The sequence below is a fragment of the uncultured Enterovirga sp. genome, assembly GCF_964242715.1.
Classification (GTDB): domain Bacteria; phylum Pseudomonadota; class Alphaproteobacteria; order Rhizobiales; family Beijerinckiaceae; genus Enterovirga.
In genome coordinates this window covers 61,085-76,569 of the sequence record NZ_CAXTAZ010000010.1, presented here as the reverse complement: position 1 = coordinate 76,569, position 15,485 = coordinate 61,085, and the positions used below count along the sequence as shown (strand labels likewise).

Genomic DNA, 15,485 nt, shown 5'->3' with positions numbered 1-15,485 from the left:
CGGGCGCTATCCGAAGGCGCCGATCTCGTGCTGGATGGCGCCCGAGATCTCGCGGACGAGGTCGAAGCTGCGCCGCATCGGATCCAGCAGATCGCGGTGCAGGGCCTCGTAGGTGCCGCCGCCTTCCCGTGGGCCGGGTGCCTCGCCGAAATCGAGTCCGAGCGTCGGGTCGGGCTGGAGCGGAAAGACCCCGGCGAGGAAAGCGAGCGCGCCCGGAATGTCGAGCCGCAGGATCCGCTCCGCCAAGAGCGCGCGCGTGACGCCGTCCTGCGGCCGGAAATCCGGGACGTGCGCCGAGGACAGCCAGAGCCGGTGGATGACGGCGAGCCGGAGGGCGTGCAGGGCGGTGAGCCGCACCGACATGCCGGGCGTCTCGCCCGCGGCGGCCTTCAGCTTCAGCCAGTCGGCCGTGAGCGTGCCGAAGAGCCGGCGCAAGGCGGGCGACAGGTCGAGCCGGCGGAGCGCGGCCGCGACGCCGAGCAGCTCCTCGCGGCGGCCCTCCCGGCCAGTGCGGCGCGCCCGGTCGAACCAGCTGCCGGGATCGAGGGAATCGACATAGGCCCGCATCACGTCGAGGTCGCTCGACCGCATGGCGTGCTCTGCCAGGCGATAGGCGCGGTCGAACCGGTCGGAGCGCTCGCGCATGGCGCCGAACAGATCGGGCGCGCGCGAGGCCGCGTGGCCGAGCCCGTGCAGGCTGTTGGCGAGCCATCCAAGCTGGTGGAGGATCGCGTTGTTCGGGATCGCCCGGAGCTCGCGCGGATGACGGATCGTCGCCGGTCCCGAGCCCTCGGCCTGTCGGGCGGAGGGACGCGAGCCGGTCTTGTCGAGGAGCGAGGGCCCGAAGGTGCCGATCAGCGCGGCATAGCCCGGGTCGTCGACGAGCGCCGTCATCTCCTGGCGCGCGGTCTGGAAGAATTCGGTCGCGAAGTCCGGCTCGGCGTAGATCGGGTCGGCCTCGTCCGCCTCCGGCGCCCGGAAGGCGTCCTCGGCGATGCGGGCGATGGTGGCGCCCGCCAGCTCCGGCGTGCCGAAAAGGAGATAGCCGTCGCTGCCCTGAAAGCTCGATTCCCGCACGACCCGGATGCCGGCCCGGTCGAAGAGGCGCCGCGTCCAGGGTGGGGCCAGATAGGCGAGGCGGTCGGCGAGGCTCGCCGGATGGGCTCCGCGCCCGGCGGATTCGCCATGCGTGTCGAAGAGGACGAGCTCGACATCCTGGAGCCCGTAGCGGGTGAGGAGTTCGGAGAGGCGCAGCCGCAGCCGCTCGATCCAGTAGCTCGCCGTGATCTGGCCGACATAGCGGCCGGAATCGGAATAGCCGAACTGGATGCAGAAGCGGCCGTGGCGTCGGAGATAGGCGCAGAAATGCCGGCTCCGGAGCGCCTCGTCGATGATGCGGGGCCCCTGTTCGAGCGCCTCGGCGGTCTCGAAGAGCGGCGAGATCTCGACATGGTCGGCGACCCCGAAGCGGCAGGCGAGCCAGAGGGCCGAGAGCAGGGTGTAGCCGGTCTCGGTCTCCGCCACGAGGAAGCGGACGGGGCGCGAGGAATCGAGATGCTTCACGATCTGGGCGACCGTCATCATCATCCGGGACGCCGAGGCGCGCTCGGCCGCGAGCGACCCGAAATCGACCGGCAGCGCGGCGACCTTGTCGAGGGCGCCGTTCACGGCGCCGAGATAGGCGCGTCGCTGCGCCGGCTCGGTCGGCTCGCCGTCGAGCGCGATCGTGCGACGCATCGCGTTGTGCAGCTGCGACGCGTTCAGCCGGAAATGCGGCAGCGCGATCGAGACGCCATGCGCCACGCAGCCGGCCCGGACGAGGCAGAGGGTCATCCGGAGATCGTCGTCGCCGGTCGCGCAGAGCGCGCGGTCCAGCGCCGCGATCAGCCCGGCGGAATCCGGGAGTGCCGTCTCGCGCTCGCCGACGAGGGCGAGGGCGAAATCCCGCAGGGCCTCGAGCGACGGCTCCGAGGCGAGGGCAGGGGCGAGCGCGAGCTGTCGCTCGACCGCGGCGAGGGCGTCCGCGACCATCGTCCGGAGGTCGGCGATGGCCGGCCGGTCCGGCAGCTTCTGCAGGATGCGGGTGAACTGGCCGCGCTTCGATTCCAGCCGGTAGCGCAGCGTGTCCCACCAGCCGATATCCGTTCGGCCGTCGGTGTCGCAGCCGACCCAGGAGCCGAGCGTCACCGGCCGAGGCGCGAGCTCGGTCCAGCGATCCGGCCAGAGCCGGCGGGCGGCGTCCAGCAGCGCGCCGTTCAGCCCGTCGATCGCGTCCCGGGCATGCAGCACCGCGAAGCGGGCCTGGGCGAATTCGTCCTGGAGCGTGATGCCGGGATCGGGCCGGAAGGTGAGTTCGTCTTGGCCGAGGATTTCTTCCCGGCCCGGCTCCTCCTGCGAGGCCATCCGGGCGATCCGGCCGGCGAGGTCGCGCGTCATCCCGAAGGTCGGATGGGCGGTGAAGACGGCCGCGAAGCGGAAGCGCTCGGTCTCGTCCTTGTAGCGGGCGAAGGTGTCGGCCGCCTCGGCGTTGCCCCTCGCCAGCGCCTGCAGCGGCTCCGGGCCGGCCGCGTCAAGCCCGACATAGGCGCGGAGCCGCTCCGCCCGGTCCAGCACGGCGCCGCGGCCGAGATGCTGGACGAGGGCGAGCGCATCCTCCTCACCGATCTCACCCCGGTCGAAATGGCGGGTCAGCCAGAGCGCGACGCGGAGGACCGGGTTGCCGAAGGGGTCCTCCCGGGCATCCTCGCGCGCCCGGTCGATCTCACCCGCGAGTTCGTCCGCCAGGTCCGCCGCCCGCTCGCGCCTCTGATCCTCGTCCGGGAGAGCGTCCATGGCTTCGTCTCCAGCCGCTCCGGGGCTCACACCGCGAGAGTCGGCGTCGCTATGCGTCGAGCCAGGCCCTCACTTCATCCTTCAGGAAGGCGGCGTCTGTCGGGTTCGTGGACGGGTTGCCGGCCCGGTGACCCCAGATGCTCGGGATCGGCCGCAGCTCGGCCCGGCCAAGATGCGGCAGTTCGGCCGCGTTGTCGGCCACGCGGAAGTAGAGGTCGGTCTCGCCCGGCATGAGCAGCATGCGGGCTTGGATCGCAGCGAGAGCTCGCGAGAGATCGCCGCCGTAGCGCGCGTCGCGGCTGATGTCGCCGGCCTCCCAGGTCTGGAGCTGCGCGTAGAGGTCAGCGGCGCGACGGCGGCCAAAACGCTCCTCCCAATCGGTACGGAGGAAGGTGTCTAGATCCGGGGCGCCGAGCGCGGTGCGGTGCAGGTCGGCGCGATAGAAATCCTGGCTGAGGCCCCAACCGGCATAGATGCGGCCAAAGGCCCGCATCGCCGCTTTCGGCTCCGCGCCGAACCGGCCGCCGCCCAGATGCTCCGGCGCCGCCTCGAGTAGCGCCATCAGACCCTTCAGGAAGACCCGGTTATGCGTCGCCGTGCGGGCGCTGCCGCAATTCACAACCGCCCGCTCCACCATCCCGGGAAACAGGGCGGCCCAGTGATAGGCCTGCTGGGCACCCATCGACCAGCCGTAGACGGCATGCAGCCGGTCGATCCCCCATTGCTCCGACAGCAGGCGGCGCTGAGCGTGGACATTGTCCCAGGCCGTGACGAGGCCCGGCCAGTCCGGGTTGTTTGAGGGGCTCGAGGAGAGGCCGTTCCCGAACATGTCCGGGATGACGATGAACCAGCGGCCCGGGTCGAGCACGCCTTGGGGGCCGATCAGCCATTCGAGGTCGGGATGCTGGGCCGAATAGCTCGTCGGGTAGAGGACGACGTTGTCGCGCGCGGGCGAGAGCGCGCCGTGCGTCTTCCAGCTCAGCACGGCGCCGGGCAGGGCCGCGCCCGATTGCAGCGTCAGGTCGCCGAGCGCGAAGAGCCCTGTCTCGGTCGGCCAGCCGGTCACGTGCGGAGCGAGCGCACGAAGCCGATATGCCAGCGGGCATAGCCGTCCTGGAGAACGCCGAGCCGCTCGCGCATGGCCTGGTGGGCCTCCGGCAGGCGGTGGAACGGGATCGACGGGTAGAGGTGGTGTTCGGTGTGGAAGGGCATGTTCCACATCACGAGCCGCATCAAGCCATTGGTCAAGGTCGTGCGGGTGTTGGTCAGGCCGTTATCGTCCATCGTGCAGAGCGTGTGCTCGGTGAGGAGATAGAGGCGCAGGAAGGGCTGGCCGAGCAGCTGCGGCCCGATCCAGAAGACGAGCGGCGCCCACCAGCCGACGAGGGCCATCGACAGGGCTGCGCAGGCGAGGACGAACAGCGCCATCCCCCGGAGCGAGCGGATGATCCGGGGTGCGGCGCGCGGCACGATATAGGGATAGGCCGAGAGGTCGCCCCGGATCCCGTCCCAAAGAACGGTGAGCCGCGTGCGCCAATAGGGCAGGGCCATCACCCGCCAGAGATAGCCGTCGAGCGTCGAGGGCGCCGGCAGGAGAAGTTCGGGGTCGCGTTCGGGATCCTGGGTGTGGCGGTGATGGGCGAGGTGGAACGCCATGTAGAAATGCCAGTTCAGCAGCGACGGGCAGGCCGCCAGCCACCCGACGACCGTGTTGGCGCGACGCGACAGGAAGGCCGTCATGTTCATCGTCTCGTGGATCGGCGCGAAGAGCGCCGCCTGCACGATCCCGAGGAGCAGCATCGCGGGCAGCAGCGTCCAGGGGCCTGCCCGCCACACGAGCCAGCCGCTTCCGGCGAGCAGGAGGACATGGACGAGGAGCCGCGCCGCCCCGCGCCAGTCCGACCGGACGGACAGGCTGCGCAATTCCGCGCCCGTCAGGATCTTCTCAACCGCCGCCGACATGCCGGCCCGTTCTCCGCGTGACGCCGTCTCCGCTGCATGATCCGTGCCGCTCCGGCCCGCCGGGACGATCGGGATCGGTATCGCCGCGACGGCATCCCCCGTCGGAGAGATACGCGTCCCGCGCGCTTGAAAAGGGGCCCGAGACGGGCTTTTGTGCCGCCTCATGTCTCCGAGCTTCGGCCGCACAATCCCGGTTCTGCGCATCTTCTCGGAGGAGAAGGCGCGCGAATTCTACCTCGGCTGGCTCGGTTTCGAGGTTGCCTTCGAACACCGCTTCGCGCCGGACCTGCCCCTCTACATGGGCATCGCGCGGGCCGGCCTCGTCCTCCACCTGTCCGAACATCACGGCGACGGTTCGCCCGGCGCGAACATCCGGGTGGAGACGGTCGGGCTCGACGATCTGCATCGAGAGCTGACCACAAGCGCTACGGCTATGGCCGGCCCGGAATCGAAGCGACGCCCTGGGAGACGCGCGAGCTTCGCATGTCCGACCCTTTCGGAAACCGTATCACCTTCAGCGAACGGACGAGCCCATGACCGACCCCGCCTACGACCTCGTGATCCGGGGCGGCACGGTCGCGACCGCGTCGGACGTGATGGAAGCCGATGTCGCGATCCGGGGCGAGGAGGTCGTCGCCATCGGCCGAGATCTGGGCCCGGGCCGGCGCGAGATCGATGCCGGCGGCAAGCTCGTGCTGCCGGGCGGGGTCGACCCGCATTGCCATGTCGAGCAGCTCTCGGCGAACGGCCTCCTCAACGCCGACACCTTCGAGAGCGCGACGACAGCCGCGGCCTTCGGCGGCACGACGACGATCATCTCCTTCGCGGCCCAGCATGTCGGGATGCGGCTCAAGACGGTCGTGGCGGATTATCACGCGCTGGCCGAGCGCGGCGCCGTGGTCGACTACGCCTTCCACATGATCCTGGCCGACCCGACCGAGGAGACGCTGACGATCGACCTGCCGGAACTCGTCGGGACCGGGCATGCGACGGTGAAGATCTTCATGACCTACGACCGGCTCAGGGTCGACGACGAGAAGCTGCTCGACGTCCTCTGGGCCGCGCGCCAGAACCGGGCCTTCGTCTGCGTCCATGCCGAGAACCACGGCATGATCAGCTGGATGGGGAAGCGCTTGCTCGAGAAGGGCTTCACGGCGCCGCGCTATCACGCCATGTCACATCCCCGGGCCTCGGAGGCCGAGGCCTTCGACCGGCTCGCCGCCGCGGCCCGGATGCTCGATCAGCCCGTCATGGTCTTCCACGTCTCGACCAAGGAGGGTGCGGCCGCGATCCGCCGGGCGCGCGGCGAGGGGATCAAGGTCTTCGCCGAGACCTGCCCGCAATACCTCTTCATGACGGCGTCCGACCTCGACAAGCCGGGCCTCGAGGGCGCGAAATGGATGTGCAGCCCGCCGCAGCGCGAGGCCTCCGACCAGGAGGCGATCTGGCGCGCGCTCGAACTCGGCGACCTCCAGGTCGTCTCGTCCGACCACGCGCCATACCGTTTGGACGCGACCGGCAAGTTCTCCTCGGGCGCCAACCCGACCTTCAAGGGCATCGCGAACGGCATGCCGGGCGTCGAGCTGCGGTTGCCGCTCCTGTTCGACGCGATGGTGTCGAAGGGCCGGCTCGGGCTGCGGAAATTCGTCGAGCTCACGGCCACGAACCCGGCCCGGATCTACAACCTGCCAGGCAAGGGCTCGATCGCGGTCGGCGGCGACGCCGATATCGCGATCTGGGATCCGGACCGCGAGGTGTTGATCGAGGACGGGTTCACCCACGACCTGTCCGGCTACACGCCCTATGCCGGCCGCAGTGTCCGGGGCTGGCCCGAGACGGTGATCGGCCGTGGCCGTATCCTGGTCGAGGACGGCGCGCTCCGGGCCGAGCCGGGCTCCGGCCGCTTCCTGGCCCGCGATGCCGGCGAGGCCGCGCGCCCGCTGGGGACGCCGTCGCCTGAGATCGCGCTCCTGCTCGGCTGAGCGGGCCTCAGTAGATCTCGAACAGCCCGGCGGCGCCCATGCCGCCGCCGACGCACATCGTCACGATCCCGTATTTGGCGCCGCGCCTTTTGCCCTCGATCAAAAGATGGCCGGTCATCCGGGCGCCCGACATGCCGTAGGGATGACCGATCGAGATCGCGCCGCCGTCGACGTTGAGTTTCTCGTTCGAGATCCCGAGCTTGTCGCGGCAGTAAAGGACCTGGACGGCGAAGGCCTCGTTCAGCTCCCAGAGGTCGATGTCGTCGACCGTGAGGCCGTGCTGCTTCAGGAGTTTTGGCACGGCGAAAACCGGGCCGATCCCCATCTCGTCCGGGTCGCAGCCCGCGACTGCCATGCCGCGATAGGCGCCGAGGGGGCTGAGGCCGCGCCGCTCGGCTTCCTTGGCTTCCATGAGCACGGCCGCCGAGGCGCCGTCCGAGAGCTGCGAGGCGTTGCCGGCCGTGATGAAGCGGCCCTCCTGGATGCGGAGCCCGTTCTTGAAGACCGGCTGCAGCTTCTCCAGGTCCTCGAGCCGGGTCTGCGGCCGGTTGCCCTCGTCCTTGTCGATCGTGATCTCGCGCATCGTGACCTCGCCGGTCGCCTTGTCGGCGACCGCCATCGTGGTCGTGATCGGCGCGATCTCGTCGCGGTAGCGGCCCGCATCCTGGCCGGCGGCCGTGCGCTGCTGCGATTGTAGCGCGTAAGAATCCTGCGCTTCGCGCGAGACGCCGTAACGGTCGGCGACGGTCTCGGCCGTCTCCAACATGGTCATGTAGATCTGCGGCACATGCTCGACGAGCCAGGGATCCTGGCCGCGAAAGCGGTTCTGGTGCTCGTTCTGGACGAGCGAGATCGATTCGAGCCCGCCGCCGACGGCGATCTCCATCCCGTCATGCAGGATCTGCTTCGCGGCGGTCGCGATCGCCATCAGGCCCGAGGCGCATTGCCGGTCCATGCTCATCCCGGCGACCGTGTCGGGCAGCCCTGCCCGGAGCCCCGCCTGGCGCGCGACGTTGCCGCCGCTCGATCCCTGCTGAAGAGCCGCGCCCATCACCACGTCCTCGACCACGCCGGGCTCGATCCCGGCCCGGCGCACGGCCTCCGCGATAGCGTGGCCGCCGAGCGCCTGCGCCTGGGTGTCGTTGAAGGCGCCGCGATAGGCCTTGCCGATCGGGGTGCGGGCGGTCGAGACAATGACGGCTTCGCGCATGATTCCTCCTGGCCGCCTCCGCGGCCGGCGGCTCCGCGGCCGCGTTCGTTCGTTATCGTCCCGGGGCTCGCGGGGCGTCAATCGAGGCTGGCCCTGCCGACGCGCACAACCCGACGCCGGAGGGTCGGGCCCTCGACGGGATGCGAATTGACAGGGCGCCGGCAAAGATTCGAAGTGGCGTCATTCCGTCGCCCACAGGCGGACAGGGAGGGAGCAATGGAGATGGCGAGCCCGACCAGTGCGGGGACGAGAGGCCGAATGCCCCGTCCGTTCGCATGGGAGCGCTCCTATCCGGCCGGCCTCGATTGGGGCGCGCCGATCGTGCCCTCGACCGTCCCGACCTTGCTGGCCGACGCCGCCGCGACCTACGGCGGGGCGCCCGCGATCGAGTTTCGCGGCCGCGACATCTCCTATGACGAGCTTGGCCGCGAAGCGCTCCGCTTCGCCTCGGCCCTGATCGCGGCCGGGATGAAGCCCGGTGAAACGCTCGGGCTCTACCTTCCGAACACGCCCTACCACCCCATCGCCTTCTTCGGCGCGGCCGCGGCGGGGCTGCGCATCGTGCATCTCTCGCCGCTCGATGCCGAGCGCGAACTGGTCCACAAACTCGCCGATTCCGGGGCGCGCGTCGTCGTCACGACCAATGTCGCCGGCATGGCCGACCGCGCCGCCGCGATGCTGGCACAGGGCCATCTCGACCTCATGATCGTCGGCGAGGACGAGGCTTGGGGCCCGTCCGGCACGCCGCGGCAGCCGTTGCCGGTTGGGCCGGGCGTCGTCGCCGCCTCCGCCTTCATGGCCGGGGCGGCGCCGCCTACCTCCTGGCCCGAGGTGCGGCCGGAGGACATCCTTCTCCTGCAATATACGGGCGGAACGACCGGGCTCCCGAAGGGCGCGATCCTCACCCACGCGAACCTGACCGCCGCTGTCTCGATGTACGAGATCTGGTTCCAGGCGATGCAAAACGATCGCACCGGCCGGGACAGCATGATCTGCGTGCTGCCGCTCTTCCACATCTACGCGCTCACCACGATCCTGCTGCGCGGCCTGAAGCGCGGCGCGAAGCTGCTGCTCCGGATGCGGTTCGACGTCGAGACCACCTTGCGGGACATCGAGGTGGGCCGCGCCACGCATTTCCCCGGCGTGCCGACGATGTGGATCGCGCTCGCGGCCTCGCCCGGAATCGAGAGCCGCGACTTCTCCGCGCTCGTCTATGCCGGGTCCGGCGGGGCGCCGCTTCCGATCGAGGTCGCGGACCGGTTCGAGCGGCTGACCGGCCGTCGCCTCATCGGCGGCTGGGGCATGACCGAGACGGCGCCGGCCGGCACGAACCGGCTCGGGGCGGGGCCGCGCAAATCCGGCACGATCGGCCTGCCGCTGCCGGGCGTCGAGATGGACATCTGCGCGCTCGACGATCCCTCGCGCGTGCTGCCGCCCGGCGAGACGGGCGAGATCCGCATCCGCGGCCCGAACGTCACGCGAGGCTATTGGAACCGGCCCGAGGAGACCGCGGCCGCCTTCGTCCATGGCTGGTTCCTGACCGGTGACATCGGCTACATGGACGAGGACGGCTTCTTCTTCATCACGGACCGCAAGAAGGACATGATCATTTCGGGCGGCTTCAACGTCTATCCGCAGATGATCGAGCAGGCGATCTACCAGCATCCTGCCGTCGAAGAGGTGCTGGTCGTCGGCGTGCCGGATTCCTACCGGGGCGAGGCCGCCAAGGCCTTCTGCAAGCTCAGGTCGGGTCACCAGCCTTTCACGCTGGAGTCGCTGCAGACATTCCTCAAGGACAAGATCGGCCGCCACGAGATGCCGGCGGCCCTCGACATCCGCGCCGCCCTCCCGCGCACCGCCGTCGGCAAGCTGTCGAAGCTGGAACTGCGCGCGGAGGAGCGGGCGAAGGCTGCGGCGCAGAGGGGCGCGGCGTGAACAGCATCAATGGAAGGGCGCAACCCCCTCACCCCGACCCTCTCCCTGCTGGGGAGAGGGAGCGCGTCGGTGCGGCCCGAAGCCTCTCCCCGGTGGGGAGAGGTCGAGTCGCGAAGCGACAGGGTGAGGGGGGGCGAGCCGCAGCAGGAAAACCACCATGGACCTTCGTTTCACCCCCGAGGAGACCGCCTTCCGCCAGGAGGTGCGTAGCTTCTTCCGCGACAATCTCCCGGCCGCTTTGCACGAGAAGCTTGTCCAGGGCCGGCATGCCTCGAAGCAAAATCTGGTCGACTGGACCCGCACCCTGCATGCCAAGGGCTGGGCCGTGCCGCATTGGCCGGAAGAATATGGCGGCACCGGCTGGGACCCGGTGCGGCAATACATCTTCCTCGAGGAGCTGCAGGGCTTTCCGGCCCCGTCGCCGCTCGCCTTCGGCGTCAACATGGTCGGGCCGGTGATCTACACCTTCGGCTCGGACGCGCAGAAGGCGCGCTTCCTGCCCCGCATCGCCCGGCTCGACGATTGGTGGTGCCAGGGCTTTTCCGAGCCCGGCGCCGGGTCGGACCTCGCCTCGCTGAAGACGAAGGCGGTGCGGGACGGCGACGACTACATCGTCAACGGCCAGAAGACCTGGACCACGCTCGCCCAATATGCCGACTGGATCTTCTGCCTCGTACGCACCGACCCGGGCGCGGCGAAGAAGCAGGAGGGCATCTCGTTCCTGCTCATCGACATGAAGAGCCCGGGCATCACTGTCCGGCCGATCCAGACGATCGATGGCGGCGTCGAGGTGAACGAGGTCTTCTTCGACGACGTGCGCGTGCCGGTCGCGAACCTTGTCGGCCGGGAGAACAAGGGCTGGGATTACGCCAAGTTCCTGCTCGGCAACGAGCGCACCAACATCGCCCGGGTCGGGGTCTCGAAGGAGCGCCTGCGCCGCATCCGTGAGCTCGCCTCGATCGAGCGGCTCGGGGACGAGCCGATGATCCGGAATCCCCGTTTCCGCGAGAAGCTCGCCGCCGCCGAGGTCGAGCTGAAGGCGCTCGAGATGACCCAGATGCGGGTCGTCGCGGCGGAACGGACGCGCGAGCGCGGCAAGCCGGATCCGGCCTCCTCCGTCCTCAAGATCAAGGGTTCCGAGATCCAGCAGATGACGACCGAGCTTCTCCTCGACGTCGTCGGCCCCTACGCGCTCCCCTACAGCCCCGAGGAGGAGGACGATTCCCGTCTCTCGAACGAGCCGGGGATCGGGCCGGATTGGGCCTCGACCGTCGCGCCGACCTACTTCAACTGGCGCAAGGTCTCGATCTATGGCGGCTCGAACGAGATCCAGAGGAACATCATCGCGAAGGCGATCTTGGGGCTTTGATTTACCCGTCATCCCGGGCGCGCTGCAGCACGCAGTGATGCTGCGCAGACCCGGGACCCATGGCCCGCACGGGCTTGGATGCGAGTGGGTTCCGGGTTCTCGCTTCGCGAGCCCCGGAATGACGACATTGGGGGAGTGAATGGATTTCGACCTCACCGACGAACAGCGCCTTCTCAAGGATTCCGTCGATCGACTGATCGCGGATCGCTACGATTTCGAGAGCCGCAAGCGCTTCCTGGCCGAGCCGGATGGGTTCTCGCGGGAGAACTGGGCGACCTTCGCCGAACTCGGCCTTCTCGCCTTGCCCTTCTCCGAGGAGCATGGCGGCATCGGCGGCGGGCCGGTCGAGACCATGATCGTGATGGAGGCCTTCGGCCGCGGGCTCGTGATCGAGCCGTATCTGGCGACGATCGTGCTGGGCGGCGGCCTTCTGCGCCATGGCGGCAGCGCGGCGCAGCAGTCCGAGATCCTGCCGCAGGTGGCGGCCGGAGAGACCAGTCTCGCCTTCGCCCATGTCGAGCGGAGCTCGCGCTACGATCTCGCGGATGTCGAGACGCGGGCGAAGCGGGACGGCGAGGGTTTCGTGCTCGACGGCGAGAAGGGCGTGGTGCTGCACGGCGCGACCGCCGACAAGCTCGTCGTCACGGCCCGGGTCGCCGGCGGGCGGCGCGACCGCGGCGGGATCGGCCTCTTCCTGGTCGACGGCAACGCGCCCGGCGTGTTGCGGCGCGGCTACCCGACCCAGGACGGCGCGCAGGCGGCCGAGATCACGCTCGAGACCGTGAGGGTCGGCCCGGATGCCGCCCTCGGCGATCCCGAGGGGGGGCTCGCGGCGGCGGAGCGCGTGGTCGACGAGGCGATCGCGGCACTCTCGGCCGAGGCGGTCGGGCTGATGGGCGAGATGCAGGACCTGACGGTCGAGTATCTGAAGACTCGCAAGCAATTCGGGCTTTCCGTCGGCTCGTTCCAGTCCCTCCAGCATCGCGCCGCCGACATGGTGGTGGCCAGCGAGCAGGCGCGCTCGATGTCCTATTTCGCGACCATGATGTCGGGCTCCGACGACGCGGCCGAGCGCGCCCGCGCCGTTTCCGCCGCCAAGGTCCAGATCGGCCGCTCCGGCCGCTTCATCGGGCAGAGCGCTGTTCAACTCCATGGCGGCGTCGGCGTCACGATGGAGTATCGGGTCGCCCACTATTTCAAGCGGATGACCGTGATCGAGACCCTTTTCGGCGATGCCGATTTCCATCTCGCAAGGCTCGCCGAAAGCGGCGGCCTGTTCGGGACGGCGTGAGCATTCAAGGGATAACCGAGAGGCAGCCATGCTCAGCACCGACATGACTCTGGAAGAACTAGCTGGTGAGATTCAAAAGAAGCGGGGTAGCGCTGCTAGGGCGGACTATTTCCAAAGTGTTTTTGAAAATATGTGCAAGCAAGGCCTTACGACAAACGATCCTGTAACGGTGCAATTCGGAGTAACCGGTGATGGGTACGCGCCTAATTACAGGATTTTTAGTTCAGGGTCTGAGACGCCGAGAATGTTTTGGGGTACCTACCATGGTGCGTGCGACGAGGACTTCCCTCAGGGCTGGAAACCCGACCGCGTAACCGCCGGACGGTTCGCCCTCTTGGACGTGAACAAGTTTCGCAAGGCCTGAAGTCGGATTGGAGTGCACCGTGTTTGAAATTTCCCCCCGCGCGGAAAAGCTGCGCGACCGCCTCACCGCCTTCATGGAGGAGCACGTCTATCCGGCGGAGCACGAATACGAGCACTTCGTCGCCAAGGCCGCCGACCGCTGGACCATCCCGCCCGTGATGGAGGAGCTGAAGCGAAAGGCGAAGGCCGAGGGTCTCTGGAACCTGTTCGTGCCGAAGCACCACGATCCCGACGCCCTCTCGAATGTCGAATACGGGCATCTCTGCGAGGTGATGGGACGCTCGCCGATCGGGGCCGAGCCGTTCAACTGCTCGGCGCCTGATACCGGCAACATGGAAACCATCATCCGGTACGGCACGGAGGCCCACAAGGAGCGCTGGCTGAAACCCTTGATGGAGGGCGAGATCCGGTCCTGCTTCGCCATGACCGAGCCGGCCGTCGCGTCGTCGGACGCGACCAACATCCAGACCGAGATCCGGCGCGACGGCGACGATTACGTCATCAACGGCCGCAAATGGTGGATCACCGGCGCGCCGGACCCGCGCTGCAAGATCTCGATCCTGATGGGCAAGACCGACCCCTCGGCCGAGAAACATCGCCAGCAATCGATGGTCCTCGTGCCGATGGACACGCCCGGGATTACGATCGTCCGGCCGCTGAGCGTCTTCGGCTATGACGACGCCCCGCACGGCCATGCCGAGATCACCTACGAGAATGTCCGGGTGCCGGCCTCGAACATCCTCCTCGGCGAGGGCCGCGGCTTCGAGATCGCGCAGGGGCGGCTCGGCCCGGGCCGGATCCACCATTGCATGCGGTCGATCGGCGTCGCCGAGCGCGCGCTCGAGACGCTCTGCCAGCGCGCGTTGACGCGCCACCCCTTCGGCAAGCCGATCGCCGACCAGGGCGTGACCCGCCACTGGATCGCCGAATCCCGGATGCAGATCGACCAGGCCCGGCTCCTCACGCTGCATGCCGCGCACATGATGGACACGGTCGGCAACAAGGGCGCCCGGGCCGAGATCGCGATGATCAAGGTCGTGGCCCCGAACGTCGCCTGCACGGTCGTCGACCGCGCCATCCAGGTCTGCGGCGCCGGCGGCATGAGCCAGGATTTCCACCTCGCCCACGCCTACGCCCATTCCCGCACGCTCCGCATGGCCGACGGCCCGGACGAGGTGCATCGCGAGACCATCGCCAAGATGGAATTGCGCAAGCACCAGGGCTCGAACATGCGGGGCGGGACGGCGGCCCCGGTGCAGTGATGGCCAGCCCGGCACTGCCGATCCACGCACCGCGTCATGCTGAGGAGGACCGCATAGCGGTCCGTCTCGAAGCACGCACCGGAGCCGTCCTGCGTGCTTCGAGACGCGGGCTCCGCCCGCTCCTCAGCATGACGCCGATTGTGGATCACCCGTGACCGATATCTCCGAAACCATCCCGGTCCGCGAGGCTCACCGCTTCGACACGACCCGGCTCGCCGCCCTGATCGGAGACAGGCTCGGCGAGCGTTTCGCCGAGCTCCGCCAGATGCGCGGTGGCCAGTCCAACCCGACCTTCCTGGTCGCGACCGACCGGGGCGAATACGTGCTCCGGAAACAGCCGCCGGGCGAACTCCTGCCATCGGCCCATGCGGTGGACCGCGAGTACCGGGTGATCGAGGCGCTCTCCCGCACCGACGTCCCGGTGCCGCGCGCGATCCTCTTCTCCGACGACCGCTCCGTCATCGGCACGCCGTTCTACCTGATGGAGCGGCTCCGCGGCCGCATCTTCTGGGAACCGACCCTCCCCGAACTGCCGCGGGAGGAGAGGGCCGCGATCTACGAAGGGATGGCGGATGCGCTCGCCCGACTGCACCTCGCCGACTGGAAGGCGATCGGCCTCGACGGCTTCGGACGGCCGGGCAATTACTTCGCGCGCCAGATCGGGCGCTGGTCGAAGCAATGGGAGGGGTCGCGCACCCGCGAAAACCCGGCCATCGACAAGCTCGCCGAATGGCTGCCGCGCCACGTGCCGGACAGCGAAGAGACCGCCATCTGCCACGGCGATTTCCGCATCGACAACATGATCTTCGCGCCCGACGCGCCACGCGTGATCGGCATCCTGGATTGGGAATTGTCGACGCTCGGCCATCCCATGGCCGACCTCGCCTATAATTGCCTGCCCTACATCAACCCGCCCGAGGCCTTCCGGGGGATGCGCGGCCTCGACCTCGCCGCGCTGGGCATTCCGGACCAGGCCGCCTATGTCGCCGCCTATCAGCGCCGGACCGGCCGCACGGACGCGATCACGCCGTTCCACCTCGCCTTCGCGCTGTTCCGCCTCGCCGTGATCCTCGAGGGAATTCTGGCCCGGGCGAAGCAGGGGAATGCATCGTCGAGCGATGCCGGCTCGCATGGCGACCGTGCGATCCTGCTCGCCAACCGGGGTTGGGAACTCGTGTCCTGATTCGGACCGCGGGGCCTGAGGCGGGGGTCGGCTGCTTTCTGTACCTCGTCAGGGCCTCTGCGCCCCCTGAACATCCGTCGTTGCGAGCGCAGCGAA

The 15,485-nt window shown here is 68.9% G+C and carries 11 protein-coding genes and 1 pseudogene; 8 read left to right on the top strand and 4 right to left on the bottom strand.

Translation table 11 applies throughout. The features are described from left to right. Positions 1 to 6 precede the first annotated feature (6 nt). From ACFE87_RS07630 to ACFE87_RS07620, 3 genes are read right to left on the bottom strand one after another with little or no spacing between them, the layout of a single operon-like run. Positions 7 to 2,832, bottom strand: a complete 2,826-nt coding sequence (locus tag ACFE87_RS07630) for a phosphoenolpyruvate carboxylase (protein WP_375459028.1) — start codon at positions 2,830 to 2,832, stop codon at positions 7 to 9. Positions 2,833 to 2,881: 49 nt separating this feature from the next. Continuing rightward, positions 2,882 to 3,898 carry an alpha/beta fold hydrolase gene (locus ACFE87_RS07625; RefSeq protein ID WP_375459027.1) on the bottom strand — a complete coding sequence of 339 codons (1,017 nt, stop codon included), beginning with the start codon at positions 3,896 to 3,898 and terminating at the stop codon, positions 2,882 to 2,884. Next, on the bottom strand, positions 3,895 to 4,794 hold the full coding sequence (locus tag ACFE87_RS07620) for a fatty acid desaturase (protein ID WP_375459026.1): 900 nt from the start codon (positions 4,792 to 4,794) through the stop codon (positions 3,895 to 3,897). Before ACFE87_RS07620 ends, ACFE87_RS07625 begins: the two co-directional genes overlap by 4 nt. Positions 4,795 to 4,957: 163 nt before the next feature. Here ACFE87_RS07620 and ACFE87_RS07615 point away from each other — a divergent pair. Further along, a pseudogene (locus ACFE87_RS07615) lies at positions 4,958 to 5,331 on the top strand (glyoxalase superfamily protein). Then, positions 5,328 to 6,776 (top strand): dihydropyrimidinase, encoded by a 1,449-nt coding sequence (gene hydA, locus ACFE87_RS07610; RefSeq protein ID WP_375459025.1) that lies wholly within the window; start codon positions 5,328 to 5,330, stop codon positions 6,774 to 6,776. The pseudogene ACFE87_RS07615 and the gene hydA overlap by 4 nt, the downstream one beginning before the upstream one ends. 7 nt (positions 6,777 to 6,783) lie before the next feature. On the opposite strand, the gene ACFE87_RS07605 is transcribed toward hydA, so the two are convergent. Then, positions 6,784 to 7,986 carry an acetyl-CoA C-acyltransferase gene (locus tag ACFE87_RS07605; RefSeq protein ID WP_375459024.1) on the bottom strand — a complete coding sequence of 401 codons (1,203 nt, stop codon included), beginning with the start codon at positions 7,984 to 7,986 and terminating at the stop codon, positions 6,784 to 6,786. 258 nt (positions 7,987 to 8,244) lie between these two features. Here ACFE87_RS07605 and pimA point away from each other — a divergent pair, with 258 nt between their 5' ends. The 6 genes from pimA (at position 8,245) to ACFE87_RS07575 (ending at position 15,389) form a co-directional block, all read left to right on the top strand. Beyond that, positions 8,245 to 9,921: a dicarboxylate--CoA ligase PimA gene (pimA, locus tag ACFE87_RS07600; protein WP_375459023.1), complete on the top strand. Its 1,677-nt coding sequence runs from the start codon at positions 8,245 to 8,247 to the stop codon at positions 9,919 to 9,921. A gap of 157 nt (positions 9,922 to 10,078) precedes the next feature. Further along, positions 10,079 to 11,290: a pimeloyl-CoA dehydrogenase large subunit gene (pimC, locus tag ACFE87_RS07595; RefSeq protein WP_375459022.1), complete on the top strand. Its 1,212-nt coding sequence runs from the start codon at positions 10,079 to 10,081 to the stop codon at positions 11,288 to 11,290. 139 nt (positions 11,291 to 11,429) lie between these two features. Further along, entirely contained in the window at positions 11,430 to 12,581 is a 1,152-nt protein-coding gene (locus ACFE87_RS07590; protein WP_375459021.1) for an acyl-CoA dehydrogenase family protein, read from the top strand. A 28-nt stretch (positions 12,582 to 12,609) separates the two neighbouring features. Beyond that, positions 12,610 to 12,945: a hypothetical protein gene (locus tag ACFE87_RS07585; protein ID WP_375459020.1), complete on the top strand. Its 336-nt coding sequence runs from the start codon at positions 12,610 to 12,612 to the stop codon at positions 12,943 to 12,945. 19 nt (positions 12,946 to 12,964) lie between these two features. Then, positions 12,965 to 14,206 carry an acyl-CoA dehydrogenase gene (locus ACFE87_RS07580; RefSeq protein ID WP_375459019.1) on the top strand — a complete coding sequence of 414 codons (1,242 nt, stop codon included), beginning with the start codon at positions 12,965 to 12,967 and terminating at the stop codon, positions 14,204 to 14,206. Positions 14,207 to 14,357: 151 nt separating this feature from the next. After that, positions 14,358 to 15,389 (top strand): phosphotransferase family protein, encoded by a 1,032-nt coding sequence (locus ACFE87_RS07575; RefSeq protein ID WP_375459018.1) that lies wholly within the window; start codon positions 14,358 to 14,360, stop codon positions 15,387 to 15,389. Positions 15,390 to 15,485 lie beyond the last annotated feature (96 nt).